Source organism: Shewanella sp. DC2-4 (assembly GCF_013248875.1).
In the GTDB taxonomy this organism is placed as follows: domain Bacteria; phylum Pseudomonadota; class Gammaproteobacteria; order Enterobacterales; family Shewanellaceae; genus Shewanella; species Shewanella oncorhynchi.
The window spans coordinates 2,430,645-2,446,131 of the sequence record NZ_JABRVR010000002.1 but is presented as its reverse complement, the minus strand read 5'-3'; the positions used below and the strand labels follow the sequence as shown (position 1 = coordinate 2,446,131).

The window sequence follows — 15,487 nt, the reverse complement described above, 5'->3', positions numbered from 1 at the left end:
GGCTTATTTTGCAATTTTATTGATCGCAGTTTACGTTTTGTGCAAGGTACATTGTCGGTAGAACAGGGATTAAGAGGAATTATGGGAAATTCGGCTCTCAACTGGTTATTATTGCGTCGATCATTTGAATTTGCGACCCTCTTGTTTGTCGTACTCCTACTTATTCTATTACCGTTTAAAATCGATAGAGAGCATAAATCCTTTGTGTCTTTTGTAAAAAACGAGCAACTTACACCGAGTTATATTGAACTGCTCGGTAAAAGCTTATCTCTGCACGATATTATTGATTTCAATAAATCCTCTTTAGCGCTTTTTCAACTCGACCCTTCTAGATTAATGCTGCCGCAAGGGGGAGTGCTTTCCGCAGAAGAAGAGCAAGTATTACGCTATTTTGATTATCTCTATTCCAGTAAAACCAGTAAAAAGACCAATGTCGAAGATATATTCCTGTATGTGGGACTTTATCGCAGTGATGCCATGTATTTTGCCTCCCCAATTCCTGAGGACGTAAAAGCGCGGCTGATTAAAGACCGTACTTCAACGAATGAGTTTTGTCAGAGTCTGCAATATTGCGCGAAAGACGCGACCCCAGAGTCCTTAGCCGATGGAATCGTATTATCCATTCCTTATCAAGATGAAGTTAGTGGGAAAGTCATTTTATCGATGGCATCACCGATTTCATCATCTAATGATCCTAATCATTTCATCGGTGATGTTATTGCCGACACGGCCCTAATGACGTCGGTTTTTATGCGTAATAAACATGTTGAATTGCAGAAAACGGATTATGGTACTGAGTTGGTGATCACGACAGATAGCCTTTGGGCTGAATTGACGCCGGAGTTCTTGTTTTATTCGATGACAAATCATTTAGATAACATGACTTCACTGACATATAAAATCAGTATATTTCGTTTCATTGTGTGGAATTTGCCCCTATGGTTTTTGTTATCTATCGTGATCTTCTTCGTTCAAATTAATATCAATCGTTTTAGGAAACTTCGTACTGAGCGTCAACGGTTTAGTGAAGCGATGTTATTGGATGCTTTTACTCGAACCTATAATAAGAAAGTCTATGAGACCACACTGTTTGATGTCGCAACGAAGGGGCATTACGCGGTGATTTGCGTGGACGGCGACAAAATCAAAACCATTAATGATACCTATGGGCATAAACTCGGGGATATGGCGATCATGCAAATTGTTGATGCGATGCGCAGTGTATTTCGAGAAAATGATTTGTTAATCAGAACCGGCGGTGATGAGTTTGTCGTCATCTTGGCTAATTGTACTTTTGAACGGGCCTTATTGTTGGCTGAACATTTACGTCAGGCGGTCGCAGAGCGGCAGTTTTTAAATGTGCTGACAGTCTCCTGCGGTGTGGCTGATTCGCAAGATTATGCTTCCTTTGAGGCAGTGCTACAAGCGGCGGATAAAGCGTTATATGAAGATAAAAAGAATAAGCAAGGAAGTCGCAAGCTTGACCCGACATCTTAATTATCACGTTCATTATCACGTTCATTATTACGTGAGTTATCGAGTGAATCAGTGAGTTAACCTGCTGCCCGCAATAAAAGTGAATACCCGAGATAAAAAACAGCGCGGAGAATGCCGCGCTGTTTTTACTTTCTAATACGGTAATATAAACATCTGCGATAACACTTACAACACCATGGCCGCAATCCAACCAAACACTAATAGTGGAATATTGTAGTGGATAAATGTTGGGATCACGCTGTCACGAATGTGATCGTGTTGACCATCGGCATTCAAACCTGCAGTGGGACCTAAGGTGGAATCTGATGCTGGCGAGCCCGCATCACCCAGCGCGGCGGCAGTGCCGACTAACGCGATTGTGGCGGCTACTGAAAAACCAAAACTCAATGCCAATGGTACATATATCGTCGCGATAATTGGAATGGTGGAGAAAGACGACCCAATTCCCATAGTGATCAGTAGACCAACCAGTAGCATCAAAAAGGCTGCGAGGGCTTTATTGTTACCAATAATCTCACTAAGCGAGGCCACAAGCGTACCCACTTCACCGGTTTCTTTCACTACTGCGGCAAAGCCTGCGGCTGAAATCATGATAAAGCCGATATTGGCCATCATGCGCACACCTTGGTTGAAAATATCTTGGTCGGCGACATGCTTCAAGGCACCCGAAAAACTGAAAATCATGAAGCCGACTAAGGCGCCAAAAATCATAGAGTCAGTTTCGAGCTGTACGACGAGAGTGGCTAATATCGCCAGTGCAGCAATGATGATATTGCGTTTGTTGAGATTTTCTTCAGGTTCAGCGACCAACACTTTTGCCTCGTCGTAAGTCCGAGGTTTACGGTAACTGATGAATACTGCAGTGAGTAACCCTACGACCATACCCGCGGCAGGGATTAACATGGCTGGCGGAATTTGCTCACGAGCAGCGGCTAAGCCATTGCTGGTTAAATTGGAAAGCAGAATATCATTTAAGAAAATGCCACCAAACCCAATCGGTAAAATCATATAGGTGGTGACTAGGCCGAAGGTGAGAACACAAGCCACAAGGCGACGGTCGATGTTCAGTTTGGTCATCACATGTAAGAGTGGTGGCACTAAAATCGGAATGAAGGCGATATGGATCGGTAAAATATTCTGTGAAGCCATCGACATGACGAGTAGCGATAACAGCAGTAACCATCGTACCCAGTTAGTGTTAGTGGGATTAGGATCTTGTCCAAGGCTACTAATGATGCTTCTAGAAATCAGCGTCGTTAAGCCTGAATGCGATAGTGCGACAGCGAAGGCGCCTAATAATGCATAACTGAGCGCAATTTGTGCGCCGCCACCTAAGCCTGTATTAAAGGCATCTATAGTTTGGTGCAGATCCATTCCGCCTACTAATCCCGCCACGAGGGCGCTCACGGTCAGGGCGACAACCACATTCACCCTAGCTAAACTGAGTGCTAACATTAAGCACACTGCAATTACGACTGCATTCATTATCAATTTTCTTAATTCTTTAAGCCAAAGGAGCTATTTTCGACTGCAAAGGCAGTGGATGTCCAGTTTGCCGAGGCGTTATCGGAAAAATATCTGAAAATGTGATCATGCTGGTTTTTGTCTGTTAGCTGAATGTGGATTACTCCGCACACTGGATACGCAGATTGCTCTATCCTTAGTCAGGCAAAACGGAAATACCCTTGAAAAATGTGATATTGGTCTTAAATAGGTTGTAAGGCACAGCACACGACTTATAATGCCTAAGGATTTGATTGGTAAGAACACCTTTTAATCAGTAAGGATTTAACTTGACCTAGGTTGAGAACATACTGGCTAGAAGGCATCTTGCCTTACACTTAGTTCAACTCATAGATGGAGATATAAAATGAGCGTATTAGTAGGCCGTCAGGCTCCTGATTTTACTGCTGCAGCTGTATTAGGTTCTGGCGAAATCGTTGATAGCTTTAACTTGACTGCAGCCATCAAAGGCAAACCAGCCGTCGTATTCTTCTATCCACTTGACTTCACTTTCGTTTGCCCATCAGAGTTGATCGCTTTTGATCACCGTATGGAAGAGTTCACTAAGCGTGGCGTAGAAGTGATTGGTGTGTCTATCGATTCTCAGTTTACCCACAATGCATGGCGTAACACCCCAGTTGAAAAAGGCGGTATTGGCCAAGTTAAATACACGCTAGTGGCTGACGTTAAACATGAAATCTGTAAAGCATACGATGTTGAGCATCCAGAAGCGGGTGTGGCTTTCCGTGGTTCATTCTTGATCGACAAAGAAGGCATGGTTCGTCACCAAGTCGTTAACGATCTGCCATTAGGCCGTAACGTTGATGAAATGCTACGTATGATCGATGCACTGCAATTCCATGAAGAGCACGGTGATGTTTGTCCTGCTGGCTGGGAAAAAGGCGATAAAGGTATGAATGCAAGCACTGAAGGTGTTGCTGCTTACCTGTCTGAAAACGCAAGCTCACTGTAATTAGTACTTTTCTAATCACAGTCGCCTGTTAAATGAAAAAAGCTGCCAATGGCAGCTTTTTTGTTTTTTCATTGCTTAAGATCTATTGTTAACTGTTAAATTTATTCCACAGTACCGCTTTCTGCATCCTGTGCATCCACAGCCAGTAATGGCCAGCCACCTAATGATTTCCAACGATTCACGATATGACAAAAAAGCTCCGCGGTACGTTCGGTATCATATAGCGCCGAATGGGCTTCTTTATTATCGAAGGGAATACCCGCCATAATGCATGCCTTGGCAAGTACGGTATGACCAATGGCGAGTCCGGCGAGCGTTGCTGTGTCAAAGGTGGCAAAAGGATGAAACGGCGAGCGTTTTAAGTCGCAACGTTCTATCGCCTTACTCACAAAACCATGATCGAATGCCGCATTGTGCGCCACTATGATACTACGATGGCAGTCGGAGGCTTTTTGGGCTTTCTTCACGGCTTTAAAGATTTCCAAAAAGGCTTCTTTCTCGCTCACCGCTCCCCGTAACGGATTAGTGGGATCAATACCGTTGAATGCTAACGCTTCGGGTTCTAAATTTGCGCCTTCAAAGGGCTCAATGTGGAAGTGTAGGGTTTTATCGATTCCTATCACACCTTCATTGTCCATTTTTAGTAGGGTGACGGCAATTTCTAGCAACGCATCGGTTTGAGAGTTGAAGCCCGCAGTTTCGACATCAATGACTACGGGAAAGTAGCCTCGAAATCGGTATTTCAATTTGTTCGCGTCGCAAATGTCACTCATAAAGTACTCAAGAAAATTCACAGGGCGCTATTATGCTAAATGTGTTGGGGTGTGTCATGCTTGATTGGTGGTTTTATGAGCTAAAGGAACTAAATAGTTTGCCGATAAAGCCATGTAACCGATTAAACATGAGTAAAGGCTATGTGGCGAAAACTGATATTAGTATCAATTTTATGCGTTCCAGCAACTGCAATGGCAGAGTTGCGCCATTATGTCGCCTCTTTAAGTGATTCCCAGTGGCGAGTGAGTGAAAATACTCCCATCGTCTGTCGCCTTGAGCATGATATTCCTTCTTACGGTAAAGCGATTTTTACCAGTGAAGCGGGTAAACAGCAGAATATGACTTTTACCTTAGATATGTGGGTAAAACCTGATCAAGTGACGCAGGCGAAATTAATTAGCCGCGCGCCGCAGTGGCGTCCTGGTGTGGTATCGAAAGAGATCACTTCATTACATTATCAAAAGTACTTTAACGGGGAAGTGCCTAAGCGCGCAGCTTGGTCTATGTTGGCAGAGTTGAGTCGCGGTATGGAACCAACGTTTTACTATGCTGATTGGTATAATGAGTCGAATAAGATAGCTGTGGGTTTGTCTTCAGCTAATTTTGGCCGTAAATATACTGAGTTTAAAGCTTGTCTAGCGCATTTATTGCCCTATAGCTTTGAAGATATTGCTTTTACTGTATTAAATTACGATGAAGGCGGTACCGATTTAACTCGTTTCTCCCAGCAACAACTGTCTCGGGTGCAAGAATATTTAGCCTATGATCCCTTGGTAGAGTTAGTGCTGGTGGATGCGTATACCGACAGTTATGGTGGCCGTTCAGTAAACCAGAAAGTGTCGGATACACGAGCTGCGTCGGTAAAAGAGTTCTTTGTTGCCAGTGGTATTCCTCAAGATCGTATTGTCACATTCGGGCATGGTGAGCGTCGTCACGTGGCTTCCAATGATGATATGGATGAAAGGGCGCGTAACCGTCGTGTTGTTATACGGATCAGTAAACCTTTGTAGTGTTTGTTTTACCTAGGTTTTAAGTATTTTTCAATGCCAAGTTTATGACTTGGCATTGTCGTTTTTAAAAGAAGGAGAGTTCAGGCAGTATGCCACTTTAATCGAATGATTCGCTCAATTTGCGAGTATGGGTAAAAATAATGAGATTTTTTAATTTGTAGTGATGACATATCCACCTCAACAAGTACTGCAGAAAGCGAGAGTGGGATAAGTACGAGTAATATCGATGATGTATAAAACTTGGCCGTTGCAATAATCAGGATTGTGTTTGAAATGCTAAAAAAAAGCCCGCTTAAACTAAGCGGGCCGCAAAAATAATGCATTTGCAATCAACAAATTGAAGGAAGGAAGTCAAGCATAAGAACCAGAAAAGAAACTGAAGTGTTGGGAACACACCAGTTTAAAAGTTCTTTGTTTTCGATATCTGCAAGCAGTTATCTCCTGAAAACAAGCACATTCTATTGGGAAACCTGTTGTAAAACAAACGAGAAAAATTGCCCATAAACATTAGTAATTCTAATGGCTACAAAGGTGATTTATATCACTTAAGTCACTATTTACCTTGATTAATAACTTATAACTCACTATTAATGCATAATAATACACTTCAATAAGCTTATCCTTGCTGCTATTTTGTTAAATTCACGATACAGCTTAAAAAACTTCATATTAAGTTACGCCATTGCCATGATTTATTTTGCTTGTATAGTACTTGCTGAAAAGGCCTTAAGCCCGAAACCATAAGAAGGACGACAACACGATGGCATTAAGATTTCGCCTTGCAAAGCAAGGTTTGTTAGTGGCCACATTGGGGATGGCACTCGGTGCCTGCCAAAGTGGCAATGCACCTGAGCAAAATTCGACTGAGCAGGCAAGCGCAACTAAACTCGTTTACCCTGTTACTGAAAAAGATGACCTCGTCGAAACCATTCATGGTGTCGCAGTGGCCGACCCTTATCGTCATCTGGAGGCCAATACGCCTGAAACTGAAGAGTGGGTAAAAGAACAACAAGACTTTGGTCAAGCCTACCTCGCTAAGATCCCCAATAAACAAGCTGTGGTCGAACGTATTACAGAACTTTGGAATTACGAAAAAGTCTCTGCTCCGTTTGAAAACGGCGACAATCAATTTTACTACCGCAATGATGGCCTACAGGCACAATCGGTTTTGTATGTTAAAGGTTTAGATGGTGTTGAAAAGCCTGTTCTTGACCCAAATAAACTGTCTGCGGATGGCACTGTTGCCTTATCCGGCGTGGCAGTGAGTAATGACGGTAAAATTTTAGCCTATGGTGTGTCAAATTCTGGCTCAGATTGGCAGCAATGGCAGTTCGTTGATATCGCAACTGGTAAGAAACTGGCCGATGAACTGAAATGGATTAAATTTTCTAGCGCAGTGTGGGATAAAGAAAATCAAGGTGTGTTCTACGCCCGTTATGATGCCCCTGCAGGGGGGGATGTCTTAGCTGACGTTAATTTTAACCAAAAAGTGTATTACCACAAATTAGGCACAGACCAACATCAAGATCTATTGATTTATGAGCGTCCACAGAATAAAGATTGGGGCTTTGGCATTGATGTCTCTGAGAAAGGTGAATACTTATTACTGTCGATTTCTCAAGGTACGGATAAGCGTAATCGTTTCTTCTATAAATCGTTATTTGAGCCTAAATCCCAAGTGGTGGAATTGATCCTCAAATTAGAAGCTGAATATGAGTTTCTCGGTAATGATGGTTCAGTGTTTTATTTCAAAACCGACTTAGAGGCGCCTAATGGTAAAGTGATTGCGATTGACACCCGCAATAGTGATAAATCGCAATGGCAAACGATTATTCCTGAGTCTAAAGATCCGATTAATAATGTCGCCATTATTAATGACCATTTAGTGGTGAGTTATTTACATGATGTGTTAGGTCAATTATCGATTTACAGTATGGGTGGTCAGAAGCGTCAAGATGTGGTATTGCCTGGTCTTGGCAATGTGGCAGGGCCTTTTGGTAAAGCCTGCAAAGATTATTTCTATTATGTGTTTAATAGTTATATTCAGCCTGAAACCACCTATAAGTTTGATTTTAAAACTGGCGGTTCAACCGTCATTGCTAAACCCAAAGTCTCGTTTAATCCCGATGACTATGTTTCTGAACAGGTTTTCTATAGCAGCAAAGACGGTACGCGTGTGCCTATGATGCTCTCCTATAAAAAGGGCTTAGTGAAAAACGGTCAAAATCCGACATTACTTTATGCTTATGGTGGTTTTGCCATTTCGATGACACCACGTTTTAGCCCTGCCAATATCGCTTGGTTAGACATGGGTGGCATTTATGCTGTGCCGAGTTTACGTGGCGGCGCTGAGTATGGCGAAAGCTGGCATCAAGCGGGGATGTTCGACAAAAAGCAAAATGTGTTTGATGACTATTTTGCTGCTGCTGAATATCTGGTCAGCGAAAAATACACCAACAGCTCTAAACTCGGTGCCTATGGCCGCAGTAATGGTGGTCTGTTGATGGGCGCTGCTGTGACTCAACGTCCTGAACTTTTTGCTGCCGTATTACCTGCGGTGGGCGTGTTGGATATGCTGCGTTTCCACAAGTTCACTATTGGTTGGGCTTGGACGAGTGAATACGGCAGTGCCGATAAAGCAGAGCAATTCCCTGCGCTATTGGCTTATTCGCCCTATCACAATGTAAAAGCGCAAGCTTATCCTGCGACTATGGTAATGACTGCGGATCATGATGATCGTGTTGTGCCATTACACAGTTTCAAGTTTGCGGCCATGCTGCAGGAGAAACAGCAGGGCAATAAACCAGTCATTATGCGTATCGAGTCAAATGCTGGTCATGGAGCGGGTAAGCCCACGGCGATGAAGATCGACGAATTTGCCGACATCTACAGTTTCTTGTGGCAGAGTTTTGGCTTAACCTTGCCACAAGCTATCGCAAAATAACTAACTATGTTAATAAAATGGGGTCGTTTGACCCCATTCTCTTTTACAATTGCCCCTATTCATCTGAAACCCGCGCTATTCCTATCTATATCTTCATCGGGTCATTCACAAGTCTTGTTTCCCTAGGTATAGTAAGCGTCAATTTTTCAACCAAAATTTGCTTATTTTCAAATGATGTTTCATTGGCCAATTTCAGTCTATTACGAAGACACCGACGCTGGTGGCGTTGTCTATCATTCGAACTACCTCAACTTTTTTGAGCGCGCGCGAACCGAGTGGCTAAAAGCCCTTGGCGTGAGTCAGACTGCGTTATTAGCCGACGACACCGCTTTTGTCGTAAAGCGTGCGGAACTCGATTTTCGCAAAGCAGCACGTTTTGAACAGAACCTTATTGTTGAAACTAAGGTCATAGAGTTGAAAAAGGCCTCGTTGATCTTTCATCAACGCTTGGTCGATAAACAGGGAGACTGTTATTGTGAAGGCACAGTGCTGGTTGTTTGTGTTGCGCTATCACGTATGCGTCCCCGAGCTATTCCCTTAAATATTGTGCAGGAGTTTGACAGTGCAAGCTGATATGTCGATTGTTGGGTTATTTTTACAAGCCAGTTTATTAGTGAAATTTGTTATGTTCACTTTACTTTGCTTGTCGGTGATGTCTTGGACGGTGATTTTACAACGCCGTAGCTTACTGACATCCGCAAAAAGTAAATCGGCGAAGTTTGAAGACAAATTTTGGTCAGGTGTTGATTTAAATCGTTTGTATAAAGAATTATCATCTCGTCCAGATAATAGCGGTTTAGAGTCATTATTTGTGACTGGCTTTAAGGAATATTCACGCCTGAATAAATTAAATAGCAAAGTGCCCGATGCCGTCATGGATGGTACATCGCGTGCTATGCGTGTGACCTTGTCTCGCGAAATGGAAAAGTTAGAAGCTAACTTACCGTTATTAGCAACGATTGGTTCGACTAGCCCTTATATCGGTTTATTTGGTACGGTATGGGGGATCATGAATTCTTTTATCGCTATTGGTTCGATGGAAAACGCCACCTTAGCTATGGTTGCCCCCGGTATTGCTGAAGCTTTGATTGCAACGGCTATGGGTTTATTTGCTGCAATTCCAGCGGTAATCGCCTACAACCGTTTCTCGACTCAAGTCGATAAATTAGAAATGGCTTACGCAAACTTTATGGAAGAGTTCTCCAGCATTTTGCATCGCCAAGCATACAGTGAGAAGGAAGGGGCATAATGCAACCAGCTTATCAGCGCAAACGTCGTCGCCCCGTTGCTGAAATCAACGTGGTGCCTTATATCGACGTCATGCTCGTGCTGTTAATTATTTTTATGGTAACAGCACCCATAGTGACCCAAGGGGTCAAAGTGGAGCTGCCTCAAGGGGCGGCAGAAGTTTTACCCAATGACAGTAAGCCGCCCATTGTTGCTTCAATCGATGGTGATGGTGATTACTTCCTCAATAAAGGCGGTTCAACGAATGTGCCTATGGATTTGGAAGAATTGGCAACGGAAGTGGCTGCACTTATCGTGACTGAACCTGAGCGTCCTGTTGTGGTTAAAGCCGATAGAAATATTCCTTACGATAAAGTGATTCAGTTGATGGTGACACTGCAGCAATCTGGCGTGCCATCAGTCGGTTTGATGACGGATTCACCCAAGGAGAAATAGGTGGCAGATAAGTCAGATGTAACATTACCTCTGTCAATTTCAGCGGGTATTCATATTGGCGTGATAATTATTCTGGCATTAGGAATAGATTTTTCTCACAAACCTGAGCCTATGCAACAAGTTAGCGCACCAGCAATCAAAGCGGTTATGGTTGATCAGCAAAAAGTGGCTAATCAAGTTGAGAAACTTAAGCAAGAAAAGCGTGATGCCGAACGCCGTGAGCAAGAACGTCAAGCCGAGCTTGAACGCAAAGCTCAAGAAGCGAAACAGGCACGCGAGCGCGAACAAGCTCAGATTAAACAGCTAGAGCAAGAACGTAAGCAGCAGGAAATTGAGATTCAAAAAGCCAATGAAGCGACCAAATTAGCCCAGGTGAAACAGCAGCAGGAAAAGGAAAAGGCAGTCAAAGCCGAAGCCGACCGTAAGCTGAAAGAGCAGGAGCGTAAGGTTGCTGAAGACGCCGCACAAAAAGCCGCTGAAAAACGTAAGGTTGAAGAAGCTGCTGCAGTGAAAGCTGAAACTGACCGTAAGCAAAAAGCAGATGCGGAAGCTAAAGCTAAAGCGGAGGCAGATGCCAAAGCTAAAGCAGATGCCAAAGCTAAAGCAGATGCCAAAGCTAAAGCGGATGCCAAAGCTAAAGCGGATGCCAAAGCTAAAGCGGATGCCAAAGCTAAAGCGGATGCCAAAGCCCTTGCCGATCAAGAGCAGGAAATGGCTGATGCATTAGCGGCTGAGCAAGCGGCGCTGTCGCAAACCATGAATAAGCAGATGCAGAGTGAAGTCGGTAAGTATCAGGCAATGATAAAATCAACTATTCAACGTAATTTGGTAGTGGATGAATCTATGCGTGGAAAGACTTGTACTGTCTCTGTGCGTTTAGCGAATGATGGGTTTGTGATCAGCAGCCAAACAAAAGGTGGTGATCCCAACGTTTGTCGTGCAGCAAAAGCGGCGATTTTGAAAGCGGGCAAACTGCCTGTGTCTCCGGATCCTGCTGTTTATAACTTGATGAAAGAAATTAACTTAATCGTTGAACCAACGTTTAATTAAAGGAGCACCATGAAAATATTGGCAAAATGGTTAGCACTGGCAGTTCTGCTGTGCACCACCCCCGCGAAAGCGGCATTGGATATTGTGATCACAGAAGGTGTTGACGCAGCGCGTCCCATCGCTGTGATGCCTTTTGTATGGCAAGGTCCTGGCGCACCGCCACAAGCGATTGCTGATGTGGTGATGTCTGACTTAGCTCGTAGCGGTACCTTTAAACCTTTAGACGAGCTCGGACTACCTCAGCGCAATATTGGTGCTTTGGCTCAGTTTCAACCTAGTTCATGGTCTAGCGTTGGCGCAGAAGCTGTGGTGTTAGGTACTGTGAAACCTTACGGAACCGATCAGTATTTGGTGAGCTTTGATTTAATCGATTTAGTTAAAGCACAAAACCAAGCATTGAAAGGCTCAGTCAGTGCTACAGAATTTTTGATGGACAGTCGCCAAACTGTGATTTCAGCAGCGCAATTTCGTCAATATGGTCATAGAATTAGCGATATCGTCTATGAAAAGTTAACCGGTATTCGCGGTGCATTCTTAACGCGGATCTCCTACGTCGTGGTTAATCATACTCAAAAAGCACCTTATCAGTTGATGGTTGCTGACTATGATGGTTTTAACGAGCAAATGTTACTGCGCTCACCTGAGCCATTAATGTCACCCACTTGGTCGCCTGATGGACGTCGTTTGGCGTATGTTAGCTTTGAAAATAAAAAAGCAGAGATTTTCGTACAAGACCTTTATACCCAAGTGCGCACTAAAGTGAGCTCTTTCCCTGGTATTAACGGTGCGCCGGCTTTCTCTCCTGATGGCAAATCTTTGGCTGTGACGCTGTCTAAGGATGGTCAGCCTGAGATCTATGTTATCGATATTGCGACAAAAGCGATTAAGCGTATTACCAATCACTATGCTATCGATACTGAACCATCATGGTATCCTGATGGGAAGTCGTTGATTTTCACCTCTGAACGTGGTGGTAGACCGCAAATTTATCGCGTAGAGTTAAGTTCAGGTAAAGTGAGTCGTGAAACATTTGAAGGTGAATGGAACCTTGGTGGTTCAATTACGCCAGATGGACGTAGTATGATTTTTGTTAACCGTACTAACGGTAAGTTTAATATTGCGCGTATGGATTTAAATACGCGTTTTATGCAGGTGCTAACCTCTACACGCTTGGATGAATCCCCAAGTGTGGCGCCTAATGGTACTATGGTCATATATGGCACTACACACCAAGGCAAGCAAGTATTAGCAGCTGTTTCTACGGATGGACGCTTTAAAGCGAGATTACCCGTGGGTCAAGGCGAGGTGAAATCACCTTCTTGGTCTCCGTTTCTCTAATGTTATACCTTGATTTAATCACATTTAATTTTATAAGGAACACGTAATGGATCTGAATAAGTTGTTAAAAGCTATGTTGGTAGCACTTCCAATTATGGCTATTAGTGCATGTAGCTCAACTTCAGAATCAGAAACTGATGCAATGGGCTCAACAAACGGTTCAGGTAGCGAACTGAATGGTGGCATTCAAACTGGTGGTGTGGGTGGTATGTTGTCATCTGAAGAGCAGCAACGTCAGCAGTTAGAAGAGTTGAGAAAAGAACACATCATTTACTTCGATTTCGACCGTAGTGAAGTTCAAACTGAATTCGCCGCTGTATTAGAAGCTCATGGTACTTACTTAGTTGAGCACCCAAGTGTGCGCGTACTGATTGAAGGTCATGCGGACGAGCGTGGCACTCCTGAGTACAACATTGCTCTGGGCGAACGTCGTGCTAAAGCCGTTGCTAAATACCTACAAGGTATGGGCGTACAGCCAAGCCAAATGAGCGTAGTCAGCTATGGCGAAGAAAAACCACTTGATTTTTCTCGCACTGATGAAGGTTTTGGCAAAAACCGTCGTGCAGTTTTAGTTTACTAAGATTGAATCTCGGAGAGTAACACAATGAAACGTGCCGTCTTAATTACGGCAATGTTCCTTGGTGCGGGCGCTGCAGTTGCAGCACCTGCTCCTGTGGAAGATATTGCTGGTGGTTCGGGTGATGACAGACTTGCTCGTATCGAACGTATTGTAAAATCGAGGCAACAAAGTGAGCTCGAGATGCAACGTCGTCTTGATACACTGCAGCAGGAAGTTCTCGATTTACGCGGTTTAACCGAACAACAGAATTATCAGATTGAGCAGATGCAAGAGCGTCAGCGTCAGTTATATGATGAGCTTGCTAATTTATCCTCAAAGGCATCTGCCGCACCTGCAGCTGCAGCCACATCAATCCCCTCTGTGGTATCGACTAATGCTGCCGCAAGTAGTTTAAGTGAAACTGCAAGTTATGAAAATGCCGTTAACTTAGTCTTAAAAGAGCGTAAGTATGACGATGCCATTCCTGCCTTCCGTGCTTTTATCAAACAATACCCAGACTCTGTGTATGCCGCGAATGCGAACTATTGGTTAGGACAGCTATTATTTAATAAGAGCGAATTTGCAGAAGCCAAACAAGCCTTCAAAACTGTGGTTGATCGTTTTAGTGATTCTAATAAACGTGGCGATAGTTTAGTGAAGCTTGGCATGATCGCCGAGAAAACCGGTGATAAAGCTGGTGCGATGCAATACTACCAACAAGTTGTCAAAGATTACGCAAACAGCGCCGCAGCACGCATTGCACAGCAGCAACTGGCTGCAATTAAAGCGTAATTAACTAAAAAACATACTCTTAGTCTGTTTTTCATGCAAACGACAAAAAATTGGGAATTTGCGCTTGCATGAGAAGATGAAAAAGGTATTATAGGCGCCCTCAGAGCGGCGAGGTCGTTCGGGGCGTGAAATACCAGTAAATGGGTCGTTAGCTCAGTCGGTAGAGCAGTTGGCTTTTAACCAATTGGTCGAAGGTTCGAATCCTTCACGACCCACCACTTACTCTAATGAATAGAATAAGTTAGTGGTATTTAATGAGATAGTCAGTAGTACAATGGGTCGTTAGCTCAGTCGCTTTTTATAAAGCTAGGGCAGTTGGCTTTTAACCAATCAGTCGAATGGTTCTAATCCTTAATGACACACCACTTTACTGAAAGTGCATAAATCAGCGCAACACCAGATGGGTCGTTAGCTCAGTCGGTAGAGCAGTTGGCTTTTAACCAATTGGTCGAAGGTTCGAATCCTTCACGACCCACCACTTATTATTCGCATTGTTGATGCCAAAATAAGTGAACATTTTATCGTAATACCTAAATGGGTCGTTAGCTCAGTCGGTAGAGCAGTTGGCTTTTAACCAATTGGTCGAAGGTTCGAATCCTTCACGACCCACCACTTTACTGAAAGTGCATAAATCAGCGCAACACCAGATGGGTCGTTAGCTCAGTCGCTTTTTTATAAAGCCAGGGCAGTTGGCTTTTAACCAATCAGTCGAATGGTTCTAATCCTTAATGACACACCACTTTACTGAAAGTGTATAAATCAGCGCAACACCAGATGGGTCGTTAGCTCAGTCGCTTTTTTATAAAGCCAGGGCAGTTGGCTTTTAACCAATCAGTCGAATGGTTCTAATCCTTAATGACACACCACTTTACTGAAAGTGCATAAATCAGCACAACACCAGATGGGTCGTTAGCTCAGTCGGTAGAGCAGTTGGCTTTTAACCAATTGGTCGAAGGTTCGAATCCTTCACGACCCACCACTTATTATCAGCATTATGAATGCCACAATAAGTGAATCGTTTTATAGCAATACTTAGATGGGTCGTTAGCTCAGTCGGTAGAGCAGTTGGCTTTTAACCAATTGGTCGAAGGTTCGAATCCTTCACGACCCACCACTTATTATCAGCATTATGAATACCACAATAAGTGAATCGTTTTATAGCAATACTTAGATGGGTCGTTAGCTCAGTCGGTAGAGCAGTTGGCTTTTAACCAATTGGTCGAAGGTTCGAATCCTTCACGACCCACCACTTACTGAAAGTGCATAATCAGCGTTATACCTAGATGGGTCGTTAGCTCAGTCGGTAGAGCAGTTGGCTTTTAACCAATTGGTCGAAGGTTCGAATCCTTCACGACCCACCACTT

Annotated in this window: 13 protein-coding genes and 10 tRNA genes; 21 read left to right on the top strand and 2 right to left on the bottom strand. The window is 43.6% G+C overall.

What is annotated here, in order from left to right; translation table 11 throughout:
* Positions 1-81: 81 nt before the first annotated feature.
* Positions 82-1,497: a GGDEF domain-containing protein gene (locus HQQ92_RS11545; protein ID WP_173245444.1), complete on the top strand. Its 1,416-nt coding sequence runs from the start codon at positions 82-84 to the stop codon at positions 1,495-1,497.
* Between the two features lie 165 nt (positions 1,498-1,662).
* On the opposite strand, the gene HQQ92_RS11540 is transcribed toward HQQ92_RS11545, so the two are convergent.
* A complete protein-coding gene (locus tag HQQ92_RS11540) occupies positions 1,663-2,982 on the bottom strand; it encodes a Na+/H+ antiporter family protein (protein WP_173245441.1) in 1,320 nt (439 codons plus the stop codon).
* A 385-nt stretch (positions 2,983-3,367) separates the two neighbouring features.
* On the opposite strand from HQQ92_RS11540, the gene HQQ92_RS11535 reads away from it, so the two are divergent.
* Positions 3,368-3,973: a peroxiredoxin C gene (locus HQQ92_RS11535; protein WP_006081247.1), complete on the top strand. Its 606-nt coding sequence runs from the start codon at positions 3,368-3,370 to the stop codon at positions 3,971-3,973.
* 101 nt (positions 3,974-4,074) lie between these two features.
* On the opposite strand, the gene rnt is transcribed toward HQQ92_RS11535, so the two are convergent.
* Complete coding sequence (rnt, locus tag HQQ92_RS11530; protein WP_105252848.1) at positions 4,075-4,746, bottom strand: ribonuclease T; 672 nt, start codon at positions 4,744-4,746, stop codon at positions 4,075-4,077.
* A gap of 141 nt (positions 4,747-4,887) precedes the next feature.
* On the opposite strand from rnt, the gene motY reads away from it, so the two are divergent.
* From motY to HQQ92_RS11435, 19 genes are all read left to right on the top strand, one after another.
* Positions 4,888-5,757: a flagellar protein MotY gene (gene motY, locus HQQ92_RS11525; RefSeq protein WP_113938782.1), complete on the top strand. Its 870-nt coding sequence runs from the start codon at positions 4,888-4,890 to the stop codon at positions 5,755-5,757.
* A 760-nt stretch (positions 5,758-6,517) separates the two neighbouring features.
* Complete coding sequence (locus HQQ92_RS11520) at positions 6,518-8,701, top strand: prolyl oligopeptidase family protein (RefSeq protein WP_173245438.1); 2,184 nt, start codon at positions 6,518-6,520, stop codon at positions 8,699-8,701.
* Positions 8,702-8,872: 171 nt separating this feature from the next.
* Entirely contained in the window at positions 8,873-9,274 is a 402-nt protein-coding gene (gene ybgC, locus HQQ92_RS11515; RefSeq protein ID WP_006081251.1) for a tol-pal system-associated acyl-CoA thioesterase, read from the top strand.
* Complete coding sequence (gene tolQ / locus HQQ92_RS11510) at positions 9,264-9,950, top strand: protein TolQ (RefSeq protein WP_028760350.1); 687 nt, start codon at positions 9,264-9,266, stop codon at positions 9,948-9,950. Before ybgC ends, tolQ begins: the two co-directional genes overlap by 11 nt.
* On the top strand, positions 9,950-10,384 hold the full coding sequence (tolR, locus tag HQQ92_RS11505; protein ID WP_028760349.1) for a protein TolR: 435 nt from the start codon (positions 9,950-9,952) through the stop codon (positions 10,382-10,384). Before tolQ ends, tolR begins: the two co-directional genes overlap by 1 nt.
* Complete coding sequence (tolA, locus tag HQQ92_RS11500) at positions 10,385-11,434, top strand: cell envelope integrity protein TolA (RefSeq protein ID WP_173245435.1); 1,050 nt, start codon at positions 10,385-10,387, stop codon at positions 11,432-11,434. It begins immediately after the preceding gene.
* Positions 11,435-11,443: 9 nt separating this feature from the next.
* Positions 11,444-12,772: a Tol-Pal system beta propeller repeat protein TolB gene (gene tolB / locus HQQ92_RS11495; RefSeq protein WP_028760347.1), complete on the top strand. Its 1,329-nt coding sequence runs from the start codon at positions 11,444-11,446 to the stop codon at positions 12,770-12,772.
* 46 nt (positions 12,773-12,818) lie between these two features.
* Positions 12,819-13,352: a peptidoglycan-associated lipoprotein Pal gene (gene pal, locus HQQ92_RS11490; RefSeq protein ID WP_113938779.1), complete on the top strand. Its 534-nt coding sequence runs from the start codon at positions 12,819-12,821 to the stop codon at positions 13,350-13,352.
* A gap of 24 nt (positions 13,353-13,376) precedes the next feature.
* A complete protein-coding gene (gene ybgF, locus HQQ92_RS11485; RefSeq protein ID WP_028760345.1) occupies positions 13,377-14,123 on the top strand; it encodes a tol-pal system protein YbgF in 747 nt (248 codons plus the stop codon).
* Positions 14,124-14,265: 142 nt separating this feature from the next.
* Positions 14,266-14,341, top strand: a tRNA-Lys gene (locus HQQ92_RS11480).
* Between the two features lie 58 nt (positions 14,342-14,399).
* Positions 14,400-14,488: transfer RNA gene (locus tag HQQ92_RS11475), tRNA-Lys, on the top strand.
* 37 nt (positions 14,489-14,525) lie between these two features.
* A tRNA-Lys gene (locus HQQ92_RS11470) sits at positions 14,526-14,601 on the top strand.
* A gap of 58 nt (positions 14,602-14,659) precedes the next feature.
* A tRNA-Lys gene (locus HQQ92_RS11465) sits at positions 14,660-14,735 on the top strand.
* A gap of 37 nt (positions 14,736-14,772) precedes the next feature.
* Positions 14,773-14,862, top strand: a tRNA-Lys gene (locus tag HQQ92_RS11460).
* A 37-nt stretch (positions 14,863-14,899) separates the two neighbouring features.
* A tRNA-Lys gene (locus tag HQQ92_RS11455) sits at positions 14,900-14,989 on the top strand.
* A gap of 37 nt (positions 14,990-15,026) precedes the next feature.
* Positions 15,027-15,102: transfer RNA gene (locus HQQ92_RS11450), tRNA-Lys, on the top strand.
* 59 nt (positions 15,103-15,161) lie between these two features.
* Positions 15,162-15,237, top strand: a tRNA-Lys gene (locus HQQ92_RS11445).
* Between the two features lie 59 nt (positions 15,238-15,296).
* Positions 15,297-15,372: transfer RNA gene (locus HQQ92_RS11440), tRNA-Lys, on the top strand.
* A 36-nt stretch (positions 15,373-15,408) separates the two neighbouring features.
* A tRNA-Lys gene (locus tag HQQ92_RS11435) sits at positions 15,409-15,484 on the top strand.
* Positions 15,485-15,487 lie beyond the last annotated feature (3 nt).

Bases quoted from the DNA above. Each gene is read 5' to 3' on its own strand.
- HQQ92_RS11535 (WP_006081247.1), top strand. From the start codon at position 3,368: ATGAGCGTATTAGTAGGCCGTCAGGCTCCTGATTTTACTGCTGCAGCT.
- tolR (WP_028760349.1), top strand. From the start codon at position 9,950: ATGCAACCAGCTTATCAGCGCAAACGTCGTCGCCCCGTTGCTGAAATC.
- HQQ92_RS11520 (WP_173245438.1), top strand. From the start codon at position 6,518: ATGGCATTAAGATTTCGCCTTGCAAAGCAAGGTTTGTTAGTGGCCACA.
- HQQ92_RS11540 (WP_173245441.1), bottom strand. From the start codon at position 2,982: ATGAATGCAGTCGTAATTGCAGTGTGCTTAATGTTAGCACTCAGTTTA.
- HQQ92_RS11545 (WP_173245444.1), top strand. From the start codon at position 82: ATGGGAAATTCGGCTCTCAACTGGTTATTATTGCGTCGATCATTTGAA.
- pal (WP_113938779.1), top strand. From the start codon at position 12,819: ATGGATCTGAATAAGTTGTTAAAAGCTATGTTGGTAGCACTTCCAATT.
- ybgC (WP_006081251.1), top strand. From the start codon at position 8,873: ATGATGTTTCATTGGCCAATTTCAGTCTATTACGAAGACACCGACGCT.
- motY (WP_113938782.1), top strand. From the start codon at position 4,888: ATGTGGCGAAAACTGATATTAGTATCAATTTTATGCGTTCCAGCAACT.
- ybgF (WP_028760345.1), top strand. From the start codon at position 13,377: ATGAAACGTGCCGTCTTAATTACGGCAATGTTCCTTGGTGCGGGCGCT.
- rnt (WP_105252848.1), bottom strand. From the start codon at position 4,746: ATGAGTGACATTTGCGACGCGAACAAATTGAAATACCGATTTCGAGGC.
- tolB (WP_028760347.1), top strand. From the start codon at position 11,444: ATGAAAATATTGGCAAAATGGTTAGCACTGGCAGTTCTGCTGTGCACC.